This window comes from Streptomyces sp. M92, assembly GCF_028473745.1.
Lineage (GTDB): Bacteria > Actinomycetota > Actinomycetes > Streptomycetales > Streptomycetaceae > Streptomyces.
In genome coordinates, this window is sequence record NZ_CP101137.1 from 4,642,821 (window position 1) to 4,663,476 (window position 20,656).

15 protein-coding genes are annotated in these 20,656 nt (G+C 72.7%); 8 read left to right on the top strand and 7 right to left on the bottom strand.

Annotated features, from left to right (window positions below):
* Position 1 precedes the first annotated feature (1 nt).
* Genes M6G08_RS20800 through M6G08_RS20810 form a run of 3 tightly spaced genes read right to left on the bottom strand, consistent with a single transcriptional unit; the run spans position 2 to position 2,600 of the window.
* Positions 2-1,204 carry a thiolase family protein gene (locus M6G08_RS20800; RefSeq protein ID WP_272588664.1) on the bottom strand — a complete coding sequence of 401 codons (1,203 nt, stop codon included), beginning with the start codon at positions 1,202-1,204 and terminating at the stop codon, positions 2-4.
* Positions 1,201-1,845, bottom strand: coding sequence for a CoA transferase subunit B (locus M6G08_RS20805; RefSeq protein ID WP_272588665.1), 645 nt, complete (start codon positions 1,843-1,845; stop codon positions 1,201-1,203). The genes M6G08_RS20800 and M6G08_RS20805 overlap by 4 nt, the downstream gene beginning before the upstream one ends.
* On the bottom strand, positions 1,845-2,600 hold the full coding sequence (locus tag M6G08_RS20810; protein ID WP_272588666.1) for a CoA transferase subunit A: 756 nt from the start codon (positions 2,598-2,600) through the stop codon (positions 1,845-1,847). Before M6G08_RS20810 ends, M6G08_RS20805 begins: the two co-directional genes overlap by 1 nt.
* Before the next feature lie 192 nt (positions 2,601-2,792).
* On the opposite strand from M6G08_RS20810, the gene M6G08_RS20815 reads away from it, so the two are divergent.
* Positions 2,793-3,257, top strand: coding sequence for a MarR family winged helix-turn-helix transcriptional regulator (locus tag M6G08_RS20815; protein WP_272588667.1), 465 nt, complete (start codon positions 2,793-2,795; stop codon positions 3,255-3,257).
* Positions 3,258-3,269: 12 nt separating this feature from the next.
* Here the strand turns inward: M6G08_RS20815 and M6G08_RS20820 are convergent, their stop codons facing one another.
* The gene (locus M6G08_RS20820) at positions 3,270-4,262 is read right to left on the bottom strand and encodes a DUF3048 domain-containing protein (RefSeq protein WP_272588668.1); all 993 of its coding nucleotides are present in this window, start codon (positions 4,260-4,262) and stop codon (positions 3,270-3,272) included.
* Between the two features lie 220 nt (positions 4,263-4,482).
* On the opposite strand from M6G08_RS20820, the gene M6G08_RS20825 reads away from it, so the two are divergent.
* Positions 4,483-5,673: a zinc-dependent alcohol dehydrogenase gene (locus M6G08_RS20825; RefSeq protein WP_272588669.1), complete on the top strand. Its 1,191-nt coding sequence runs from the start codon at positions 4,483-4,485 to the stop codon at positions 5,671-5,673.
* Positions 5,674-5,683: 10 nt separating this feature from the next.
* On the opposite strand, the gene M6G08_RS20830 is transcribed toward M6G08_RS20825, so the two are convergent.
* Positions 5,684-6,751 (bottom strand): ATP-dependent DNA ligase, encoded by a 1,068-nt coding sequence (locus M6G08_RS20830; RefSeq protein WP_272588670.1) that lies wholly within the window; start codon positions 6,749-6,751, stop codon positions 5,684-5,686.
* Positions 6,752-6,941: 190 nt separating this feature from the next.
* Between M6G08_RS20830 and M6G08_RS20835 the strand changes: the two genes are divergently transcribed.
* Together M6G08_RS20835 and ligD are read left to right on the top strand one after the other, a co-directional pair.
* Complete coding sequence (locus M6G08_RS20835) at positions 6,942-8,636, top strand: TlrC/CarA/OleB/SrmB family ABC-F type ribosomal protection protein (protein WP_272588671.1); 1,695 nt, start codon at positions 6,942-6,944, stop codon at positions 8,634-8,636.
* 97 nt (positions 8,637-8,733) lie between these two features.
* Positions 8,734-9,759, top strand: a complete 1,026-nt coding sequence (gene ligD, locus M6G08_RS20840; protein WP_272588672.1) for a non-homologous end-joining DNA ligase — start codon at positions 8,734-8,736, stop codon at positions 9,757-9,759.
* 12 nt (positions 9,760-9,771) lie between these two features.
* Here the strand turns inward: ligD and M6G08_RS20845 are convergent, their stop codons facing one another.
* The gene (locus tag M6G08_RS20845) at positions 9,772-11,964 is read right to left on the bottom strand and encodes an OmpL47-type beta-barrel domain-containing protein (protein ID WP_272591391.1); all 2,193 of its coding nucleotides are present in this window, start codon (positions 11,962-11,964) and stop codon (positions 9,772-9,774) included.
* Positions 11,965-11,978: 14 nt separating this feature from the next.
* On the bottom strand, positions 11,979-14,456 hold the full coding sequence (locus tag M6G08_RS20850) for a ThuA domain-containing protein (protein WP_272588673.1): 2,478 nt from the start codon (positions 14,454-14,456) through the stop codon (positions 11,979-11,981).
* Positions 14,457-14,693: 237 nt separating this feature from the next.
* On the opposite strand from M6G08_RS20850, the gene M6G08_RS20855 reads away from it, so the two are divergent.
* The 4 genes from M6G08_RS20855 to M6G08_RS20870 all read left to right on the top strand — a co-directional run bounded on the left by M6G08_RS20855 (position 14,694) and on the right by M6G08_RS20870 (position 20,636).
* Positions 14,694-15,707 carry a multicopper oxidase domain-containing protein gene (locus M6G08_RS20855; RefSeq protein ID WP_272588674.1) on the top strand — a complete coding sequence of 338 codons (1,014 nt, stop codon included), beginning with the start codon at positions 14,694-14,696 and terminating at the stop codon, positions 15,705-15,707.
* An 87-nt stretch (positions 15,708-15,794) separates the two neighbouring features.
* Complete coding sequence (locus M6G08_RS20860; RefSeq protein ID WP_272588675.1) at positions 15,795-16,844, top strand: LacI family DNA-binding transcriptional regulator; 1,050 nt, start codon at positions 15,795-15,797, stop codon at positions 16,842-16,844.
* 154 nt (positions 16,845-16,998) lie between these two features.
* A complete protein-coding gene (locus M6G08_RS20865) occupies positions 16,999-17,238 on the top strand; it encodes a WhiB family transcriptional regulator (RefSeq protein WP_272588676.1) in 240 nt (79 codons plus the stop codon).
* Positions 17,239-17,738: 500 nt separating this feature from the next.
* Complete coding sequence (locus tag M6G08_RS20870) at positions 17,739-20,636, top strand: hypothetical protein (RefSeq protein ID WP_272588677.1); 2,898 nt, start codon at positions 17,739-17,741, stop codon at positions 20,634-20,636.
* Positions 20,637-20,656 lie beyond the last annotated feature (20 nt).

Here is a 20,656-nt window from a genome sequence, read left to right on the forward strand (position 1 = left end):
ACTAGCGGTCGAGGACGAGGGCGAGGCCCTGGCCGACGCCGATGCAGAGGGTGGCGACGCCCGTGCCGCTGCCCTTGCGGGCGAGCTGGTGGGCGACGGTGCCGGCGAGGCGGGCACCGGAGGCGCCCAGCGGGTGGCCCAGCGCGATGGCACCGCCCTGGGGGTTGAGGATCGCGGGGTCGAACTCGGGCCACTCGGCGACGCAGCCCAGCACCTGGGCGGCGAACGCCTCGTTGAGCTCGAGGACGTCCAGGTCGGCGAAAGTGCGGCCGGCCTTGGCGAGGGCGCGGTTCACGGCCTCGACGGGGGCGAGCCCGAACCAGTGCGGGTCGGTCGCCGAGACGCCGGTGGCGGAGATCCGGGCGAGGGGTTCGCGGCCGGTGGCCTTCAGGCCCTCCTCGTCGACCAGGAGCAGCGCCGCGGCGCCGTCGTTGAGCGGCGAGGCGTTTCCGGCGGTGACCGTGCCGTCGGTTTCGCGGAAGGACGGCTTGAGCTTCGCCATCGCCTCCAGGGACGCGGTGGCGCGTACGCACTCGTCGGCGGCGAAGTCGACCGGGTCGCCCTTGCGCTGCGGCACGGGGACGGGCGCGAGCTCCCCGTCGAACAGGCCGTCGGCCTGCGCGCGGGCCGCCTTGTGGTGGGAGGCGAGGGCGTACTCGTCCTGCTGATCGCGGGAGATCCCGTGCTTGTCGGCGATCAGCTCCGCCGACTCGCCGAGGGGGATCGTCCACTGCGGGTCCATCCGCGGGTTGACCATGCGCCAGCCCAGGGTGGTCGAGTACAGCTCGGTGTGCCCGGCCGGGAAGGGCCGGTCCGACTTGGGCAGCACGTAGGGGGCGCGGGTCATGGACTCCACGCCGCCCGCCAGCGCGATCGACGCGTCGCCCACGGCGATGGCGCGGGCGGCCTGGATCACCGCTTCGAGGCCGGAGGCGCAGAGCCGGTTCACGGTCACGCCGGGGACGGTGGTGGGCAGGCCGGCCAGGAGGGCGGCCATGCGGGCGACGTTGCGGTTCTCCTCGCCGGCGCCGTTGGCGTTGCCGAAGTACACGTCGTCGACGCGGGACGGGTCCAGCCCGGGCGTGCGGGCGAGGAGTTCACGGACGGCGTGCGCGGCCAGGTCGTCCGGGCGTACGGCCGCGAGGGAGCCGTTGTACTTGCCGAACGGGGTGCGGACCGCGTCGACGACGTAGACGTCCTTCACTTCAGGTCCTCCGCGAGGGTCAGTTCGGCATCGGTGCGGGCGGTGATCTCGTCGACGGTCACACCCGGCGCGGACTCGACCAGGACGAGGCCGTCGCCGGTGACGTCCAGGACGCCGAGGTCGGTGATGATCCGGTTCACGCACGCCTTGCCCGTGAGCGGCAGCGCGCACTCCTGGAGGATCTTGGGCGAGCCGTCCTTCGCGGTGTGGGTCATCACGACGATCACGGTGCGGGCGCCGTGGACGAGGTCCATCGCCCCGCCGATCCCGGTGATCATCTTGCCGGGAATGGCCCAGTTGGCCAGGTCGCCCATGGCGGACACCTGCATCGCGCCGAGGACCGCGACGTCGATGTGCCCGCCGCGGATCATGCCGAAGGAGAGCGCCGAGTCGAAGAAGGAGGCGCCCGGCAGGACGGTGACGGTTTCCTTGCCGGCGTTGATCAGGTCCGGGTCCACCTCCTCCTCGGTGGGGTAGCGGCCGGTGCCCAGGATGCCGTTCTCGGACTCCAGGGTCACCTCCACGCCCTCGGGGAGGTAGTTCGGGATCAGCGTCGGCAGACCGATGCCGAGGTTGACGTACTGGCCGTCCCGCAGCTCCCGGGCCGCCCGCGCGGCCATCTGTTCACGCGTCCAGGCCATCAGGAACCCACCGTCCGCCGCTCGATCCTCTTGTCCGCCGCCTGCTCGGCCGTCAGCGCGACCACCCGCTGCACGAAGATCCCCGGCAGGTGCACCGCGTCCGGGTCGATCTCGCCCGGCTCGACCAGTTCCTCCACCTCGGCGACCGTCACCCGGCCGGCCGTCGCCGCCAGCGGGTTGAAGTTCCGGGACGACTTGTTGAACACCAGGTTCCCGTGCCGGTCGCCCCTGGCCGCACGGACGAGGGCGAAGTCGGTGCGGATGCCGCGCTCCAGCACGTACTCCGTGCCGTCGAACTCGCGGACCTCCTTCGGCGGCGACGCCAGCGCGACCCCGCCGGAGCCGTCGTAGCGCCAGGGCAGCCCGCCGTCGGCGACCTGTGTGCCCACCCCGGCCGGGGTGTAGAAGGCGGGGATCCCGGCTCCGCCGGCCCGCAGCCGCTCGGCCAGCGTGCCCTGTGGGATCATCTCCACCTCCAGCTCACCGCCGAGGTACTGGCGCGCGAACTCCTTGTTCGCCCCGATGTAGGAACCGGTCACCCGGGCGATCCGCCCCGCCGCCAGCAGCACCGCCAGCCCGGACTCCATCGCCCCGCAGTTGTTGGAGACGACCGACAGTCCACCGGTACCGCGCTCGTACAGCGCCTGGATCAGCACGTTGGGCACACCACTGAGACCGAAGCCGCCCACGGCGAGCGACGCGCCGTCCGGTATGTCGGCCACCGCCTCGGCGGCCGTGGCCACCACCTTGTCCATCCGAGAAGCCCCATCTCTTCAAATTAATCAGGGCACTGAGTATTTCAGCGAGGTTCCCCACACGCTCCCACTGGACGACCAGACCGTCAAGACCTGGAAAAACAGGAGGTGGATCGCCTGGAGTGGCTACGGACAGCCGGAGTGCGGCCGATGTATCGTCAGTGCACCAACGAAATGACCACAGGAGTGCACATGGCCGCGGTCGACCTGACCACCCATCCCGGGCACCTGGCCCGGCGGCTGCAGCAGGCGCACTACCTGCTGTGGAACACGATGGTCTCGGAGGAGACCACCTCGCCGCAGTTCGCGGTCCTCAACGCCCTGGTCGCCGAGCCGGGACTGGACCAGCGCACGGCGGGGGAGCGGGTCGGCCTGGACCGGTCCACCATCGCCGAGGTGATCACCCGGCTCGGCCGCCGCGGGCTGCTGGACAAGGTCCGTGACCCGCGGGACGGCCGCCGCTTCCTGCTGCGCCCGACCGACGAGGGCAGGCGTGTCCACCGCAAGCTGGCGGTACGGACGGCTCGCATGAACCAGGTCTTCCTCGCCCCGCTCTCCGCCGACGAGCAGACCGTGTTCTTCGACCTCATCCGCCGGGTCGCGGACGCCGCCGAGGGGCTCCGCAACCCGGCCGAACCCGCTGACGCGCCGAGGTGATCAGCCTGCTGATCAGGACTTGTCCGTGGTGTTCGTCGAGTCGACGAACACCACCCACACCTGGCCCTCGGCGAAGTCCAGCGGCGTGCCGTTCCGGGCGGTGAAGGCGGTGCCGTCCGTCGCCGTGCCGCGCTTCCAGGCCGCGTCGTACACCCGCCCGTCACGCAGCACCTCCGCCTTGCCGGAGCCGACCGACTCGACGTAGGGCGAGTAGTTGCCCCGGAAGTCCCGGAAGTCGGACTCGCGCACGTCCACGTGCTGCACGACGACCGTCGCCGGCGCCAGGCGCCCGCCGTCGGCCGTGCGGGCCGGGTCGCCGTCCATGCCGACCAGCCAGCGGTCACGGCTCTCTGACCAGGTGAAGGTGAAGGACGCCGACGGGTAGCGCACCGTGCGCGACGACACTTCCCGGCCGCCCTCGGGCGTCTTCTCGCCGTAGCGGAAATCCGTGGTCAGGGCGTCGGCGCCGGGCGGCCCCGACAGCAGCCGGCCGGGACGCACGTAGAGGTTGTGCGGGGCCGGCCGGTCCGCGTCGCGGACGTAGGCGTCGGAGTCCTCGCCCGGCGGCTCCGCACGCAGCGGCGCCTCGTCGATGAGCGGCAGCAGCTTGCTCTGCGCGCCGGAGAACGCCAGCGTCGGCCGGTCGAACTGGCGCAGCAGGTCGAGGTCCGACTCGCGGGCACTGCGCACCGGCCCGACCGACTCCGGCAGCTCGGTCGCGTAGACCGCCATCAGACGGCTCAGGCCCGCCTCCACCGGTTCCACGTAGACCACGTCCGCCGCCGCCAGGCCCGTCTGCGGGCGGGCCTGGCGCACGTTGTCCACCTTCACGGCCAGTACCGAGCCGCCCTGACGGCCCGCCTCGGTACTGGCCGAGCTCTCCGGGCTCGGCGCCCGTCCGTCCTCGCGCGCCCCGGGCCCGGTCGTGCAGCCCGCCGCCAGCGACACCGCCACCGCCGCCGTCAGCAACGCACCGCCCCGCCACCTGTGCGTCCTTCGTCGCATTCCGACCACCCGCCACCCATCCTCTGTCATCGATTGTGCGCTCTTTGAAGCTATTAAGAGCTTTTAGTGCGATACCTGGCCGGAGTTGATACGGCACGCGGGGACGGGCGCATAATCCGCTGTTCGGACGAAACGGTCCACGGTTCGGCCGACGAGCGCCCGGGTACCCGGCGGCGGACGCAAGACCGACGCGTACGGGCGACGGAGGGAGCGCGAGGCCATGAAGGCAGTGACGTGGCAGGGCAAGCGGGACGTGCGGGTGGAGGAGGTGCCCGACCCGAAGATCCAGGAACCGACGGACGCCGTCATCCGCGTCACGTCCTCCGGACTGTGCGGCTCCGACCTGCACCTGTACGAGGTGCTCACGCCGTTCATGACGCCGGGCGACATCCTCGGACACGAGCCCATGGGCATCGTGGAGGAGGTCGGACCCGAGGTGACCGGTCTGAAGCCGGGCGACCGGGTCGTCGTCCCGTTCCAGATCGCGTGCGGGCACTGCTTCATGTGCGGCACCGGACTGCCGACCCAGTGCGAGACGACCCAGGTCACCGGCGAGGGCATGGGCGCCCCGCTGTTCGGCTACACCCGCCTGTACGGCGCCGTCCCCGGCGGCCAGGCCGAGTACCTGCGCGTGCCGCAGGCCCAGTACGGACCGATCAAGGTGCCCGAGGGGCCGGCCGACGACCGCTTCGTCTACCTCTCCGACGTGCTGCCCACCGCCTGGCAGGCGGTCGAGTACGCCGCCGTCCCGCAGGGCGGCACCCTCGCCGTGCTGGGCCTCGGCCCGATCGGCGACATGGCCTGCCGGATCGCGAAGGCGAAGGGCGTCGCACGGGTCTTCGGCATCGACCTGGTGCCCGAGCGGCTGCGTCGGGCCCGCGAGCGGGGCGTGGAGACCTACGACCTGCGCTCCTTCGACAACGAGAAGGAACTCGTCGCGGCGATCCAGGACGAGACCGGCGGCCGCGGGCCGGACGCCGTGATCGACGCGGTCGGCACCGAGGCACACGGCAGCGCCGCCGCCAAGATGGTGCAGCAGGCCGCCGCGGTGATGCCCCGCGCCATCGGCGGCCCGCTGGCCGAGCGGTTCAGCGTCGACCGGCTCGCCGCCCTCTACACCGCCATCGACCTGGTCCGGCGCGGCGGCACGATCTCGCTGTCCGGCGTGTACGGCGGCATGGCCGACCCGATGCCGATGCTCACCCTGTTCGACAAGCAGATCCAGCTGCGGATGGGGCAGGCCAACGTACGCCGCTGGAGCGACGAGATCATCCCGTACCTCACCGACGACGACCCCCTCGGCGTCGACGACTTCGCCACCCACCGGGTGCCGCTGACGGACGCGCCGCACGCGTACGAGATGTTCCAGAAGAAGCAGGACGGCGCGGTCAAGGTGCTCATGAAACCCTGATCCCGCTCTCTCAGGGGCCGCCCAGGATCTCCGCCAGGTCGTAGCGGACCGGCTCCTCCAGTTGGGCGTAGGTGCAGCTCTCCGGCGTCCGGTCCGGGCGCCACCGGCGGAAGCGGGCCGTGTGCCGGAAGCGCGCCCCGTTCTCCATGTGGTCGTACGCCACCTCGACCACCCGCTCCGGCCGCAGCGGCACCCAGGACAGGTCCTTCTTGCCCGACCAGCGGCTGGGTGCGCCGGGCAGCCGCGCCGACTCGTGCGCCGACTCCTCGGCCCATGCCGCCCACGGGTGGCCCCGGACGTCGTCCATGCGCAGTGGCTCCAGCTCCTCCACCAGTTCGGCGCGCCGCTTCATCGTGAACGCCGCGCTGACGCCCACGTGCTGGAGGGCGCCCTTGTCGTCGTAGAGGCCGAGCAGCAGGGAGCCGACCACGGGGCCGCTCTTGTGCAGGCGGTACCCGGCGACGACCACGTCCGCCGTCCGCTCGTGCTTGATCTTGTACATGGCCCGTTCGTCCTGGCGGTAGCGCAGGTCGAGCGGCTTGGCGACGATCCCGTCCAGCCCGGCCCCCTCGTACTGCTCGAACCACTGCCGGGCCACCTCGATGTCGTCCGTCGCCGGAGCCACGTGCACCGGCGGCGTCACGCCGGACAGCGACCGGACCAGCAGGGCCCGCCGGTCGGCGAGGGGAGTGTCGAGCAGTGACTCGTCGTCCAGGGCCAGCAGGTCGAAGGCGACCAGCGAGGCCGGCGTCCTCTCGGCCAGCATCCGCACCCGGGAGTCCGCCGGGTGGATCCGCTCGGTCAGCGCGTCGAAGTCCAGGTGTCCCTCCCGCGCGATCACGATCTCGCCGTCCACCACGCACCGCTCGGGCAACCTCTCCCGCACCGCCGCGACCAGCTCCGGGAAGTACCTGGTCAGCGGCTTGCCCGTACGGCTGCCGAGCTCGACCTCGGCACCGTCGCGGAAGACGATGGACCGGAAGCCGTCCCACTTGGCCTCGTAGTGCATGCCCGGCGGGATCTTCGCCACGGACTTGGCGAGCATCGGCTTCACGGGGGGCATGACGGGCAGATCCATGCTCCGACTGTATGAGCGGCCCGTGTGCCCCGCCTGTTAAGCTTGCCCGGTGATCAGGTTCTACTACTTCTACATCTGATACCGCCCCGGGAGACCGGGCGCCGATGCCGCCGCGCGCAAGCGGCGTGATTCCGGCTGCCCCGCTCCGTATCGGTCACCTGTTCACTTCTTCCGATATGGCGGATCACCCATGCACCGGCGTACCTCTGACGCCCCCACCTGCCCCACCACCCCTGCCACGTCCACGCCCGGCTCGGGCGCCTTCCAGGTCGTCCTGGACGACGTCGTCCGTGCCCCCGGAGGCCGGCCGCTCCTGGACGGCGTGCACCAGTCGGTGTCCCTCGGCGAGCGCATCGGCGTCGTCGGCGAGAACGGCACCGGCAAGTCGACCCTGCTGCGCCTGCTGGCCGGCACCGACCAACCCGACGCCGGACACGTCCGCGTCCACGCCCCGGGCGGCGCGGGCTACCTGCCGCAGACCCCCGACCTGCCCCCGGACGACACCGTCCAGGACGCCGTCGACCACGCCCTCGCTGACCTGCGCGCCCTGGAGAGCGCCCTGCGCCGGGCCGAGCAGGCGCTGACCGAGGCCGGCCCCGGCGAACTGGACGGCCTGCTCGCCACGTACGGCGAGCTGCTGGAGGCCTTCGAGGCCCGCGACGGCTACGCGGTCGACGCCCGGGTCGAGTCCGCCCTGCACGGACTGGGCCTGCGCCACATCACCCCCGACCGGCGTCTCGGCAGCCTCTCGGGCGGAGAGCAGGCCCGCCTGGGCCTGGCCTGCCTGCTGGCGGCCGCACCCCAGCTGCTGCTGCTCGACGAACCGACCAACCACCTCGACGTACCGGCCGTCGAGTGGCTGGAGGAGCACCTGCGCGCCCACCGCGGCAGCGTCCTGGCGGTCTCCCACGACCGCGTCTTCCTGGAACGCGTCGCCACCGCCCTGTGGGAGGTGGACGGCGAGCGCCGCACCGTGCACCGGCACGGCGGCGGCTACGCCGGATACCTGCGCGCCAAGGCGGGCACCCGGCGCCGCTGGGAACAGGAGTACGCGGACTGGCAGCGTGAGCTGGCCGTACAGCGCGCCCTGGCCCGCCGCGCCGCCGACACGATGGCCGCGGGCCCCCGGCGCCGGGCCAACGCCGACCGCGAGGGCCAGCGTCACCAGCGCAGCGTGGAGAAGCAGATCTCCGCCCGCGTGCGGCAGGCGAAGGAACGGGTACGGCGCCTGGAGGAGAACCCGGTGCCGCCGCCCCCGGCGCCCCTGCGCTTCCGGGTGCGGGTCGAGGGCGGCGACGCCGACCACCACGGCCCGCTGGCCGACCTGCACCGGGTCGCCGTCGGCGGCCGGCTCGCCGTCCACGACTTCACCGTCGACCCGGGCGAGCGCATCCTGGTCACCGGCGCGAACGGCGCCGGCAAGAGCACCCTGCTGCGCGTCCTCGCCGGCGACCTGCACCCCGACCGGGGCACGTGCGCCCGCCCCGAACGCGTCGGCTGGCTGCCCCAGGAGACCCCGGTCACCCACCCGCGGCGCACCCTGCTGGACGCCTACGCGGCCGGACTGCCCGGCGCTCCGGCCGAGCACCGCGGGGCACTGCTGGGCCTCGGCCTGTTCCGCCTCCCCGACCTCGGGACGGCGGTCGGCGACCTGTCCACCGGGCAGCTCCGCCGGCTGGCGCTGGCCCGGCTGCTGCGCGACCCGGTGGACCTGCTGCTCCTGGACGAGCCCACCAACCACCTCTCACCCGCGCTGGTGGAGGACTTCGAGGAGGCCCTGCACCTCTACGCCGGCGCCCTGGTGATGGTCTCCCACGACCGCATGGTCGCCCGGCGGTTCACCGGCCGCCGGGTCAGGATGAGCAACGGGTCACTGGCCGAGTAGCGCCCCGCGCCGCCCGGGACGTCCGCTGACCCGCGGGCCCCGGGCGGCCCGCCCGCCTGATGTGCGAGGCGACCCGGGTGCGCCTACCGTGGCTCGCATGGCGGAAGCGGTGGAACTGGAAGCGGGCGGACGGACCGTGCGGCTGTCCAGCCCGGGCAAGGTCTTCTTCCCCGAGGACGGCTACACCAAGCTCGACCTGGCCCGGTACTACCAGGCGGTCGCCCCCGGCATCCTGCGCGCCCTGCGCGAGCGGCCCACCACCCTCCAGCGCTACCCGGACGGCATCACCGGCGAGTGGTTCTACCAGAAGCGCGCCCCCAAGGGCATGCCCGACTGGATCCCCACCGCGCACATCACCTTCCCCAGCGGCCGCAGCGCCGACGAGATGTGCCCCACCGAGGAGGCGGCGGTGCTGTGGGCCGCCCAGTACGGCACCCTCACCTTCCACCCCTGGCCGGTGCGCCGCGACGACGTCGACCACCCCGACGAACTGCGCATCGACCTCGACCCGCAGCCCGGCACCGACTACGACGACGCCGCCCGCGCCGCCCACGAACTCCGTGCCGTGCTGGAGGAGTTCGGCGGTCTGCGCGGCTGGCCCAAGACCTCCGGCGGACGCGGCATCCACGTCTTCGTGCCGATCGAGCCACGCTGGACCTTCACCCAGGTGCGGCGCGCCGCCATCGCCGTCGGCCGCGAGATGGAACGTCGGATGCCGGACCGGGTCACGATCAAGTGGTGGAAGGAGGAGCGCGGCGAGCGCATCTTCATCGACTACAACCAGACCGCCCGCGACCGCACCATCGCCTCCGCCTACTCCGTGCGGCCCCGCCCCGGCGCGCCCGTCTCCGCGCCGCTGACCTGGGACGAGGTGGGCGTCGCGCACCCGCAGGACTTCGACATCACGACCATGCCCGCGCGCTTCGCCGAACTCGGCGACGTGCACGCGGGCATGGACGACACGAGGTACTCCCTCGACGCCCTGCTGGAACTGGCGACGAAGGACGAGCACGACCACGGGCTCGGAGATCTGCCGTACCCGCCCGAGTATCCGAAGATGCCGGGGGAACCCAGCCGGGTACAGCCGAGCCGCGCGAAGAAGCCGCGCCCTCAGAAGAGCTGAGGAGGAGCTGGGCTACAGCTCCTTGATCCTCACGTCCCGGTACGACACCACATCCGTGGTGCCGTGGACCTGGAGCCCGATGTAGCCGGAGGCGTAACGCCGCCCGTCCGTGCCCGGGTCGTCCGAGCGCGGCGGGTAGAAGTCCTGGCCGCCGGTGTTGTCGAACTCGTTGATCAGCTTGCCGTTGCGGTAGATCGAGTAGTGCTGGTCGACCACGCGGATCTCGTAGTCGTTCCAGGTGCCCTTCTCGGTCACCCCGGCGCCGGCCAGGCCCACCCGGTCGAAGCCGTAGACCGACCCCGACTTGTACATGTCGCCGGTCGGGCTGTCGAACACCTGCACCTCGTGCCCGTACTTGATCGCGACCCACTCCGGCCGGGACTCCTCCGGGTGGTCGTGGACCTGCGGGAAGCGCACGAAGACGCCGCCGTTGGTGTTCGCGGTGCCCGGCGCGTCGTCCCGCCACTGGAGCTTCAGCGAGAAGTCACCGTACTTGCGCTCCGGGAACCACAGCATGCCCATGCCGGGCGTGCTGGTGCTGGAGGTGATCGAGCCGTCCTCGTTCAGCGCGAACGAACCGCCGCCCACCTGCTGCCACTTGGCGAAGGACTCCTGGGAGCCGTCCAGAATCGCCCGGTAGCCCTCGGTCTGGCCGGGCACGCCGATCTTCGACTGACGCGCGGCCTTGTTGATGGCCCGGCCCTCCCGCCGGTCGATGACGCCCTCGTCCCGCAGCGCCTCGACGACCTCGCGGACGTGCTTGAGGAACAGCTGCTGCGAGGACCAGTCCTTCTCGTCCTCGATCAGCTCGTTGATCCGGCACCGGTTGTTGGTCACCCGGTTCGGCACACCCGTGTCGACGGTGCCGACGATCACCGTGAGGCGCTCGTCGTACTCCGGGCAGGGCGGCGGCGGCACCTGGCCCGAGACCACCGTGAAGCTCACGGTCAGCGGCTCGGAGGTGTTGCCCGCCTTGTCGCTGGCCCGGTAGGCCACGGTGTGCCGGCCCACCCGGTCGACGACGACCGGCCCGGTGTACGCCAGGTAGGGCCCGGCATCCAGCGAGTACTCCACGCCGGCCACCCCGGAACCGCCCTCGTCGGTGGCGCTGACGGTCACCTTCGCGCTGCCGACGTACGCGCCGTCGGAGTCCTTGCTGCCCTCCACGGTCACGCCGGTCACGGGCGGGACGGTGTCCTCGGGGGGAGCGGCGACGACGGTGAAGGCGACGCTCTTCTCCGCCGCCGCGTTGCCCGCCTTGTCGGTGGCGCGGTAGCGCACCGTGTGCTCGCCGACCTCGTGCACCATGACGGGCGCGGTGTACGGCTGCCAGGCGCCGTCGGCGCCGAGGGCGTACTCGATGGTGTTGACGCCGGAACCGGTGTCGGAGGCGGTGACGGTCACCGTCGCCATGTCGATGTAGGCACCGTCCGGATTCCGTTCACCGCTGATGGTCGCCGAGGTCTCCGGCGCGGTCGTGTCGTCGGTGTCCGGGGCGGCCACGGCGAACGTGACGCTCTTCTCCTCGGCGGCGTTGCCCGCCTTGTCGAACGCCCGGTATCGCACCGTGTGCTCGCCGACCTGGTCGACGACGACCGGCGTGGTGTACGGCTGCCAGGCGCCGTCGACGCCGATGGCGTACTCGATGCGCTCGACGCCGGAGCCGCCCTCGTCGGTGGCGGCGAGCGTCACGGTCGCGGAGCCGACGTAGGCGCCGTCGGTGTTCTGCGTGCCGCCGACCTCCGCCGAGGTCGCGGGCGCCGTGGTGTCCTCGCCACCGCCGCCCTCGGTCACCACGAGCACGCCCTTCATCTCCCCGTGGCCGGGGATCGTGCAGTGGTAGAGGTAGCGGCCGGGGGTGAGGGTGACCTCGGCGGTGTGCTTGCCGCCCTGGTCGTCGAAGGGGTTGGCCAGAATGTTCAGCTGGACGTCCTGGTTGTACTCGGGGTCGCTGGTCACGAACGTCAGCGTGTGCGGCATGCCGGTGGTGTTGCCGGTCGCCTCGCTGTTCTCGAAGACGATCGTGGCCGGACCCGCCACCGCCGTCTCGGGCGCCGACGTGTACTTGGTGATGTCGTTGCCGGCGGTCCAGGTGAGGACCTGGTCCGCCGCGGCGGCCTTCGCCTCGGTCCTGGGCTGCCCGGAGGCGGACGTCGCCTGCAGTCCGAGCATCATCAGCAGGCCGGCCAGCAGCGCGGCCCACACTCTTCGTTGGCGTATCACTCGGTCCCCCTCGCCAGCTGTTCGGCGGCCGGCGTCGGGCCGCCGCCCTCGTAGGTGACCCGCCACAGGGCCGACTTGGAGTCCGAGGTGAAGAAGCCGCGGCCGTAGTCCAGGACGTACAGCGCGCCGTCCGGGCCGAACTTCCAGCCCATCAGGTTCTTGATGCCGTCGTTGCCGACCGGCACGATCTTCTTCAGCGACTCCGAGTGCACCGGCAGACCGCCGTCGCCCATCGTCTCCGGGTCCATCAGCACCGCGTTGCGCGGCTGGTCGGCGTCGTAGAAGTCACCGACGAACCACTTGCCGTCCCAGTACGCGGGCCACGCGACCTTGCTGTCGCCGGCCGCGTCGTGGCGGTAGACCGGGCCGTTCATCGCGGCCTGGCCGCCGCCCTTGAGCCAGGGCAGCTTGTAGGTGGCCTCGTCCTGCTCGTACGACGGGATCCCGTTCTCGTCGCGCGGGAAGTCGGGGCCGCCGCCCTGCGGCGAGTACCAGATGTTGTTGCCGGTCACCGGCGGCAGGTTGACCAGGCCGTCGTTGTTCGGCGACTCGTTCTTCGGGGCGTCGCAGTCGTACCAGCCCAGCGGCTTCGACGGGTCCGGCAGGTTCCGGTCCCGGTAGGGCTGCTTGTTGCCCATGCAGTACGGCCAGCCGTGGTTGCCGGCCTCGGTGATCGCGGCGAAGGTGTCGTACTTCGCCGGACCCCACGTCGGCGACGGTGCGCCGGCGTCCGGGCCGACCCAGCCCGCGTAGAGGACGTCGGTCTTCTTGTCGACGGAGATGCGCGCCGGGTTGCGGACGCCCATCACGTAGATCTCGCCGCGCGTCTTGCCGCCGCCCTCGGCGGTCTCCTTCCCGGTGAACAGATTGCCCTCGGGGAGCGTGTACGTCCCGTCCGGCTCCGGGTGGATGCGCAGGATCTTGCCGTTGAGGTTGTTGGTGTTGCCGGCGGTGCGGCGGGCGTCGGCGAAGGAGACGCCCTTGTAGTTGGGCTCCGGGTTGTTGCCGGAGTAACCGCCGCTGAAGCCGCTGGAGTTGTTGTCACCGGTGGCGATGTACAGGTTGCCCTTGGAGTCCCAGGCCATCCCGCCGCCCGCGTGGCAGCAGCTGTGGATCTGCACCGGCCACTTCAGCAGCACCTTCTCGCTGCCGAGGTCCAGCTTGTCGGTCGCCTGGTCGAGCGTGAAGCGGGAGACGCGCCGCTCGGCCATGTGGGTCTCGCGGTTGATCTCGGAGTGGGGTGTGTAGTGCAGATACACCCACCCGTTCTCCTCGAACTCCGGGTCCAGCTCGATACCGAGCAGGCCCTCCTCGACCTTGGTCAGCTCGTCGCCGCCGCCCTTGTTGCCGAAGACGGTCAGCTCACCGGCGAGGGTGACCTCCTTCGTCTTCGGGTCCCAGACGTGGATCTCGCCCTTGCCCTTGCCGATGTCCGGGTCGTTCCAGTCGGTGACCACGGGCTGGGAGGCGTCCGCGCCGCCCCGGCCGATGTAGAAGACGCGGCCGTCGGGGGCGGTGACCAGGCCGTGCGGTTCGCCGATCTGGTCGTTGTGGCCCGGCTGGTTGGGCTCGGTCAGGCGCTCGGCCTTGTAGTTGCCGGTGATGGTGGCCTTGCAGTCGGCCTGGGCCAGCCGCGTGGTCCACAGCAGGGCGCCGCGCAGATGGGCGCGGAAGTCGGTCTCGTCGTACGACGACACCGTGCCGCCCATGCCGGTGTAGAAGGACCGGCCGCCGTCGTAGTCACGGCACCAGCTCACCGGATGGTCCCAGCCGTTGGCGCTCGCCCCGGGCGCGTACGACGACTCGCGCACCCGGGCCACGGTGTGGACCTCGCCGGACGGGTTCTTCTGCCAGTTCAGCCACTCGTCGGGCCGTTTCCACTCCATCGGCAGGTCCTTGGTGGCCGGATGGCGCCGGTCACCGACCTCGACGACGGCCCGCTGGACCTTGGTGGGACCGGAGGCCGCCGGGCGGGCGCCGACCAGACCGGTGAACCAGTCCGAGTACGGCTCCGCGCGGGCCGCGTCGTGGATGCCGACGAACCCGCCGCCGGCCTCCATGTACGCCTCCAGGCCGGCCTCCTGCGCGGGCGTCAGGACGTCGCCGCCGCCGGTCAGGAACACGACCGCGTTGAAGCGGCTGAGCCGCTTGTCGTTGGTGAAGACGCCGGCGTTGTCCGTGGCCTCGACCCGGAAGCGCTCCTTCGCCGGGCCGGACAGCCCGATCCGCTCGATGGCCGAGATACCGGCGTTCACGACCGGTGACTCGTCGCCGGCCGCGGCGGACCCGTAGAAGATCAGCACCCGTACGTTCGCGCCGCCGGGCGGCGACTTGATCGACATCGTTGTCAGGGACGGTTCCGGCGCCGGACGCGCACTGGCGGCCGGGCCGGCCAGCAGTCCCGCGGCGACGAAACCGGCGGTGGCGAACGCCGCCCAGCCTCTGCTTCTCGCGCTCAACCCTTTTAAGGGCATGGGCACCTCCTAGGTCACGGCAGCAGCGCCAAGGAAGCTAGACCTCTTTGCGCGGTACGCCAATAGGTATGACCGGGATCCAACGAACTTTGTCCTGAGTGTGGATAAACCGGTCGGCAGCCGGTACCGTCCCACAGGTTCATCACAGCCCATCAGGTTCACTACAGCCAATCAGGACGATCCGACGATCCATTGGCTGCGTCTCCGCAAATTCCGTATCGGCGTGGGGAGTTCGGCATGGACAGGCGAGGCTTCAACCGACGCGTACTGCTGGGCGGCGCGGCCGTCGCGACATCGTTGTCCATCGCCCCGGAGGCCGCGGGCGCGGTGGCCGAGGGCAAGGGGGTCACGGCGCCGACGGCACCTGCCGGAGGCGAGGTGAGACACATCAAGATGTACGCCGAGAAGCTGCCCGACGGCCAGATGGGCTACGGCCTGGAGAAGGGCAAGGCGTCCATCCCCGGCCCGCTGATCGAGCTCAACGAGGGCGACACGCTGCACATCGAGTTCACGAACACGATGGACGTGCGGGCGAGCCTGCACGTCCACGGCCTGGACTACGAGATCTCCAGCGACGGCACCGCCATGAACAAGAGCGACGTCGAGCCCGGCGGCACCCGCACCTACACCTGGCGCACCCACAAGCCCGGCCGCCGCTCGGACGGCACCTGGCGGGCGGGCAGTGCGGGCTACTGGCACTACCACGACCACGTCGTCGGCACCGAGCACGGCACGGGAGGCATCCGCAAGGGCCTGTACGGCCCGGTGATCGTACGCCGCAAGGGCGACGTACTGCCGGACGCGACCCACACGATCGTCTTCAACGACATGCTCATCAACAACCGCGACCCGCACACCGGCCCGGACTTCGAGGCCACCGTGGGCGACCGCGTCGAGATCGTGATGATCACGCACGGCGAGTACTACCACACCTTCCACATGCACGGTCACCGCTGGGCCGACAACCGCACCGGCATGCTCACCGGCCCCGACGACCCGAGCCAGGTCATCGACAACAAGATCACCGGACCCGCGGACTCCTTCGGCTTCCAGATCATCGCGGGGGAGGGGGTGGGCGCCGGGGCGTGGATGTACCACTGCCACGTGCAGAGCCACTCCGACATGGGGATGGTGGGGCTGTTCCTGGTGAAGAAGCCGGACGGCACCATCCCCGGCTACGACCCGCACGAGCACGCGCACGGGAGCGGCGACGGCGAGCAGACCGCCGAGGCGCCCGCGCACCGGCACTGACGGGCCCGGCGGACGGTGACGACAGCGCTCTCTCCCGTCCGGTGGCTGCGGCTATCCTGGCCGCAGCCGCCGACGAGGAGCCCAGAAGTGACCGACACAGCGCCACGTCCCACGCTGGAGGCCGTGGCCGAGCGGGCCGGGGTCTCGCGGGCCACCGTCTCCCGGGTGGTCAACGGGGCGCACGGGGTGCGGGAGGCGCTGGCCGAGCGGGTCCGGCGCGCGGTGGAGGAGCTGGGGTACGTGCCCAACCAGGCCGCCCGCTCCCTCGTGACCAGACGCCACGACGCCGTCGCCGTGGTCGCCGCCGAGCCGGAGACCCGGGTCTTCGCCGACCCGTACTTCGCCCAGCAACTCCGCGGCATCAGCAAGGAGCTGACCGCCCACGACAGCCAACTGGTGCTGCTGCTCACCGAGGGCCGCGAGGACCACGCGCGCGTCGGCCGCTACCTGGCCGGCGGCCATGTCGACGGCGCGCTGGTCTTCTCCCTGCACCTCGACGACCCGCTGCCCGGCCTCGTCCGCGGCGCCGGTGTGCCGACCGTGTTCGGCGGGCGCCCCGGCTGGGACGACGGCCGGGACGGCGTGGTCTACGTCGACAGCGACAACCGCGGCGGCGCCCGCGACGCCGTGCGCCACCTCGCCGGCCTCGGCCGCACCCGCATCGCGCACATCACCGGTCCACTCGACCAGACCTCCGCCGCCGACCGGCTGGCCGGCTTCCGCGACGTGCGGGGGGACGCCGACGAGGGGCTGGTCGCGCGCGGGGACTTCACCTCGGGCGGCGGAGAGCGGGCGATGCGGGAACTGCTGGACCGCCGCCCCGACCTGGACGCCGTGTTCGCCGCCAACGATCTCACCGCGGCGGGCGCCCTCCGGGTGCTGCGCGAGCGCGGACGGCGGGTGCCCGACGACGTGGCCGTGGTCGGCTTCGACGACATGCTGCCGGTCGCCGAGGAGACCGACCCGCCACTGACCACGGTCCGTCAGGACATCGAGGGGATGGGCCGGCTGATGGCCCGCATGCTCCTGCGCGGCCTGGACCGCGACCCGGGCGCCGGTCACACCGCGCCGTCCCCGGCGGCCGCACCGTCGGGAGTCGTGCTGCCGACCACCCTGGTCCGCCGCGCGAGCGCGTGAGGCGACGTGGACGCACCGCCACTCGCTACTCGCTTCCGCGCGCCGCCGTGCACCCCGGCGCGGGACGGAGGACCATCGGGGTGGCCGGAGGTCCACCGAACGGCGTTGATCCCGCGTTGATCGAACGTTTTTCGCCGCCCGGCACGCTCCTGCCATGCACATCGAAACCACCGCGACGCCCGACCTCGCCTGGCAGCAGGAGGCGTTGTGCGCACAGACCGGCGGCGACTTCTTCTTCCCCGAGCCCGGCAGCTCCGTACGCGACGCCAAGCGGATCTGCGCCCTGTGCCCGATCCGCACGCTCTGCCTGGAGTACGCGCTGAGCAATGACGAGCGGTTCGGCGTGTGGGGCGGACTGTCGGAGAAGGAGCGACTGGCCCTGCGGCGCGGATAATTCGCTGGGGCACGCGTGTCACGGCAGGCACAATCCCCACATGTCGCCGACCGTCGCGCAGCACGAGGCCGAGAGCCTGCTGCATGCCCTGGACCCGCTCGACCACCCGCGGCGCACGCGGGAACTCGTCAGCCGTGCGCGGGAATGGACCGCCCCACGGCCCGTGCTGGTCGAACTGGAACGGCGCGGAGCCCACGGGCGCGGGCTCGCCGTGATCGCCGCGTCCGCCACGGGCGACGCCGGGTGGATCGCGGACCGCATCGCCGACCCCGACCCGTGCGTGCGCGGTCACGCCCTGCGGGTCGCCCGCGGCCCGCGCACACCGGACGCGGCCTTCGAGGCGGCGCTCGCCGACGCGCCCGAGGCGGCCCGCCGGGACCTGCTGCGCGCGATCGTGGCCGACCGCCGCGCCGCCCTCGCCGACGCTGGTCGAAGGGGTCCGGCGCGACTGGGGCGACACCGAGGCGGCCCGCCTGCTGCCGGGCTGTACCGCGCCGGTGGTGGCGCGGCTGCTGCCCGGCCTGCTGCACGCCGTCCGGGCGTGGCGCGCGCTCGCCACCCGGCACCCCGCGACACTGCTGGACGTCCTCGAGGAGGAACTGACCGGGCTGCCCGAGGCGTTGCGCGACACCTGGTGGCACCGGTACGCGCAGGCCGTGACGGCGCTGACCCCTCTCGATCCGGCGCGCGTGCTCGGACTGCTGGACCGCCACGGTCCGAGCCGGCTGCCCTACGGGCTGCGCGCCCACCTCCCCGCCCTCGCCGCCGCCGACCCGCGACGCGTACTGCGGCTGCTGCTCACACCCGCGTGGTCCGGCGTCGCCGGCGTGCACCGGCTGGGGCGCACGGCGCTGTACCGGCTGACCCGCACCGATTCGCCGGAACTCGTCGCCTACGGCAGGACCCGGCTGCCGTACGGCGACTTCCCGCGCCTGCTGAGGGCGCTCCCGCCCGCCCGGCGCCACGCCCTGTACACGGCCGTCCGCGAGGGGCGGGGAGCCGCGGAGGCCGCCGTCGACACGGGGCTGCTGGAGGCGCTGCCCCGCCGGCACGCGATACAGGAGGCCCGTGAGACCGCGGCACGCGCGCGTGAGCGGGGAGCCCCCGCGATCACGGTCCTCACTGCCGAGTCCTTCCTGCCCGTGGCCGAGGTCCGCGACCGGCTGCTGGCGGCCACCGGGCGCCCGGACGCCGAGGACCGCAGCCGGGCCTGGTCGCTGCTGATCGGCAACGCCGCGCGCTCCGGCGACCCGGCCGCCGTCACCGCCGTCCTGCGGGACATGGCACGGCTGCGCAACGAACAGGACCCGGTGCGCGCCGCCGCCCTGCGGGCGCTGGCCGGTACCCGCGCCGCGCTGCTCAGCGAGGAGTCCGCCGAACACCTGGACCGTGTCGTCACCGACGCCGTCGAGGCACGCGACTGTTCCGCCGGCACCCGCCGGCCGCTGATCTCCCTGGCGCTCGCCGTGCTGGCCGAGCACGCGGCGACGGGCCCGCGCGCCCTGGTCGACTGGTCGCTGCGCAGCCTGGTCCGCCTGTCCGAGAGCACCGGCCGCGTGGAACTGGGCCGCCTGGACCGCACCCTGCGGCGCGGTCAGGAACGGCTGGTGTTCGAGGCGCTGCGGCCGTGGCTTCAGGCCTGTGCCGCGAAGGGCGACCACCGTCCGGTCCTGGCGTTCGCCGAGTCCGCCGGCCGGCGTGCGCAAGACATGACCGACTTGCAGGAACTGCTGTGGCGGGCCTTCCGCGACGGTGACGTCACGGCCGCGAGCGGCGCGCTGCTCGCGTGGCTCCAGCCGGTCCGCACCCGCGACGAACGGGTGGCGCGCGTGCTGGCCCACGACCCGTCGGCGGCCGACCTGCCGGTGGTGTGGCGGCTGCTCGCACGGCGCCGCACCGACCTGCTCGGCGTGCTGCTCGCCGACACGCCGCCGCACGGCCGGTTCCTGCCCGAGGGCAGGCAGCTCACCGTGTGGGTGGAGGCCGCGGACGTACGGCGCTGGGTACCGCGTCAGCAGGCGCGGTTGCTGCGGAGCCTGTCGGCCCGGGCCGCGGACACCTCGCTGCCGAGCCACGAGCGCGCCGAGGCCGTCACGGAGGCCGCCGGTGTGCCCGACGGCGGTGCCGACGTCGCACGCCGCTGGGCCGCGTCGCCGGACGTCGAGATCGCCGAGGCCGCGCTCGCCGCCCTCGCCCGCACCGACCGGGCCGCCGAGGTGCTGCCCGAACTGCTCGCCCACGCGGGCGGCGACCGGGCCCGCGTCGCCGTGTACGCCGCCACCCAGGCGTCCCGGCACGTACCGCCGTCGCGACTCGCCGGCCACCTGCGGGACGTACTGCGGGCACCGGACGCCAAGGTGACCAGCCGCAAGGAGGCGGTCCGGCTCGCCGCCGCCAGGCTCCCCGGGCCGCAAGCGGCCGCCCTGGTCACCGACGTGTACGCCCGCCCGGGCGCCCACCCCGACGTCCGCGCCGCCTGTGTCGCGTCCGCCGGCGCGCTGCTCGAACACGAGGAGGTCTGGGAGCTGCTGCACGACGCCGCGGCCGGTGCGCCGGTGCTGCGGACGGCGGTGCTGCGGGTCCTTCCGCTGGACCTGCCGGAGGCCCACCGCGCCCGGTACGCGCGGCTGGTGCGTTCGGTCGCCGCCACCGACGACACCGCGACCGCCCTCAGCGCCTTCCGCGCGCTGGCCCGCTGGACCCCATGGGCGGCCGAGGCGCCCGGGGTGCTCGTCGAGGCGCTCACGGACCTCTCGAACCGCGAGACGTGGCACTGTGCGGCGAGTGCCCTGACGGAAGCGGCGTCCGGTTCGCCGCACGGACTGGCCGGACTGGTGGACGCGCTGCGCACGCTGGCCGGCTCGTCCGCCGACGAGGACGACGACGCCGGGGAGGGCCGTGACCGTCCGGCACGGCAGCGCGTGGTGGCGCTCGTCGAGCAGCTCGGCGGGTCCGGCCTCGGCACCGTGGCGGCCCGCCGGCCGGCCGCGCTGGCGGCAGCCGAACTCCTCGGCGGGTACGACGCCTACGCCGCGCAGGCCGCCGGGCTGGCGGCCGCCTGCGCCGACCTGGCCGCCGTACCGCCGCGTCTGGACCGGGTGACCGCCCTGGCGGGTCCAGGCCGCCCCGCGCTCGCCGCACGGGTCGCCGACACGGTGCGCGAACGGCTGGAGAGCCGGGGAGAGGCCGCGGACCCCGGGGCCCTGCTCGCCGAGGCCGTCGCACTGGCCGACCACGGCGGACCCGCCGAGGGACTGATGGCCGTCGCGGTCACCGGCGCGCTGGGCGGCCGAGAGGACTGGCCGCCGCCGTGGCGCGCACTGCTGCGGACCCTGCGCCGCCACCCGGTCGCCGACGTACGGGATGCGGCACTGGAGGAGACGACGGCCTACGAGTGACGACGGCCTACGACTGACGG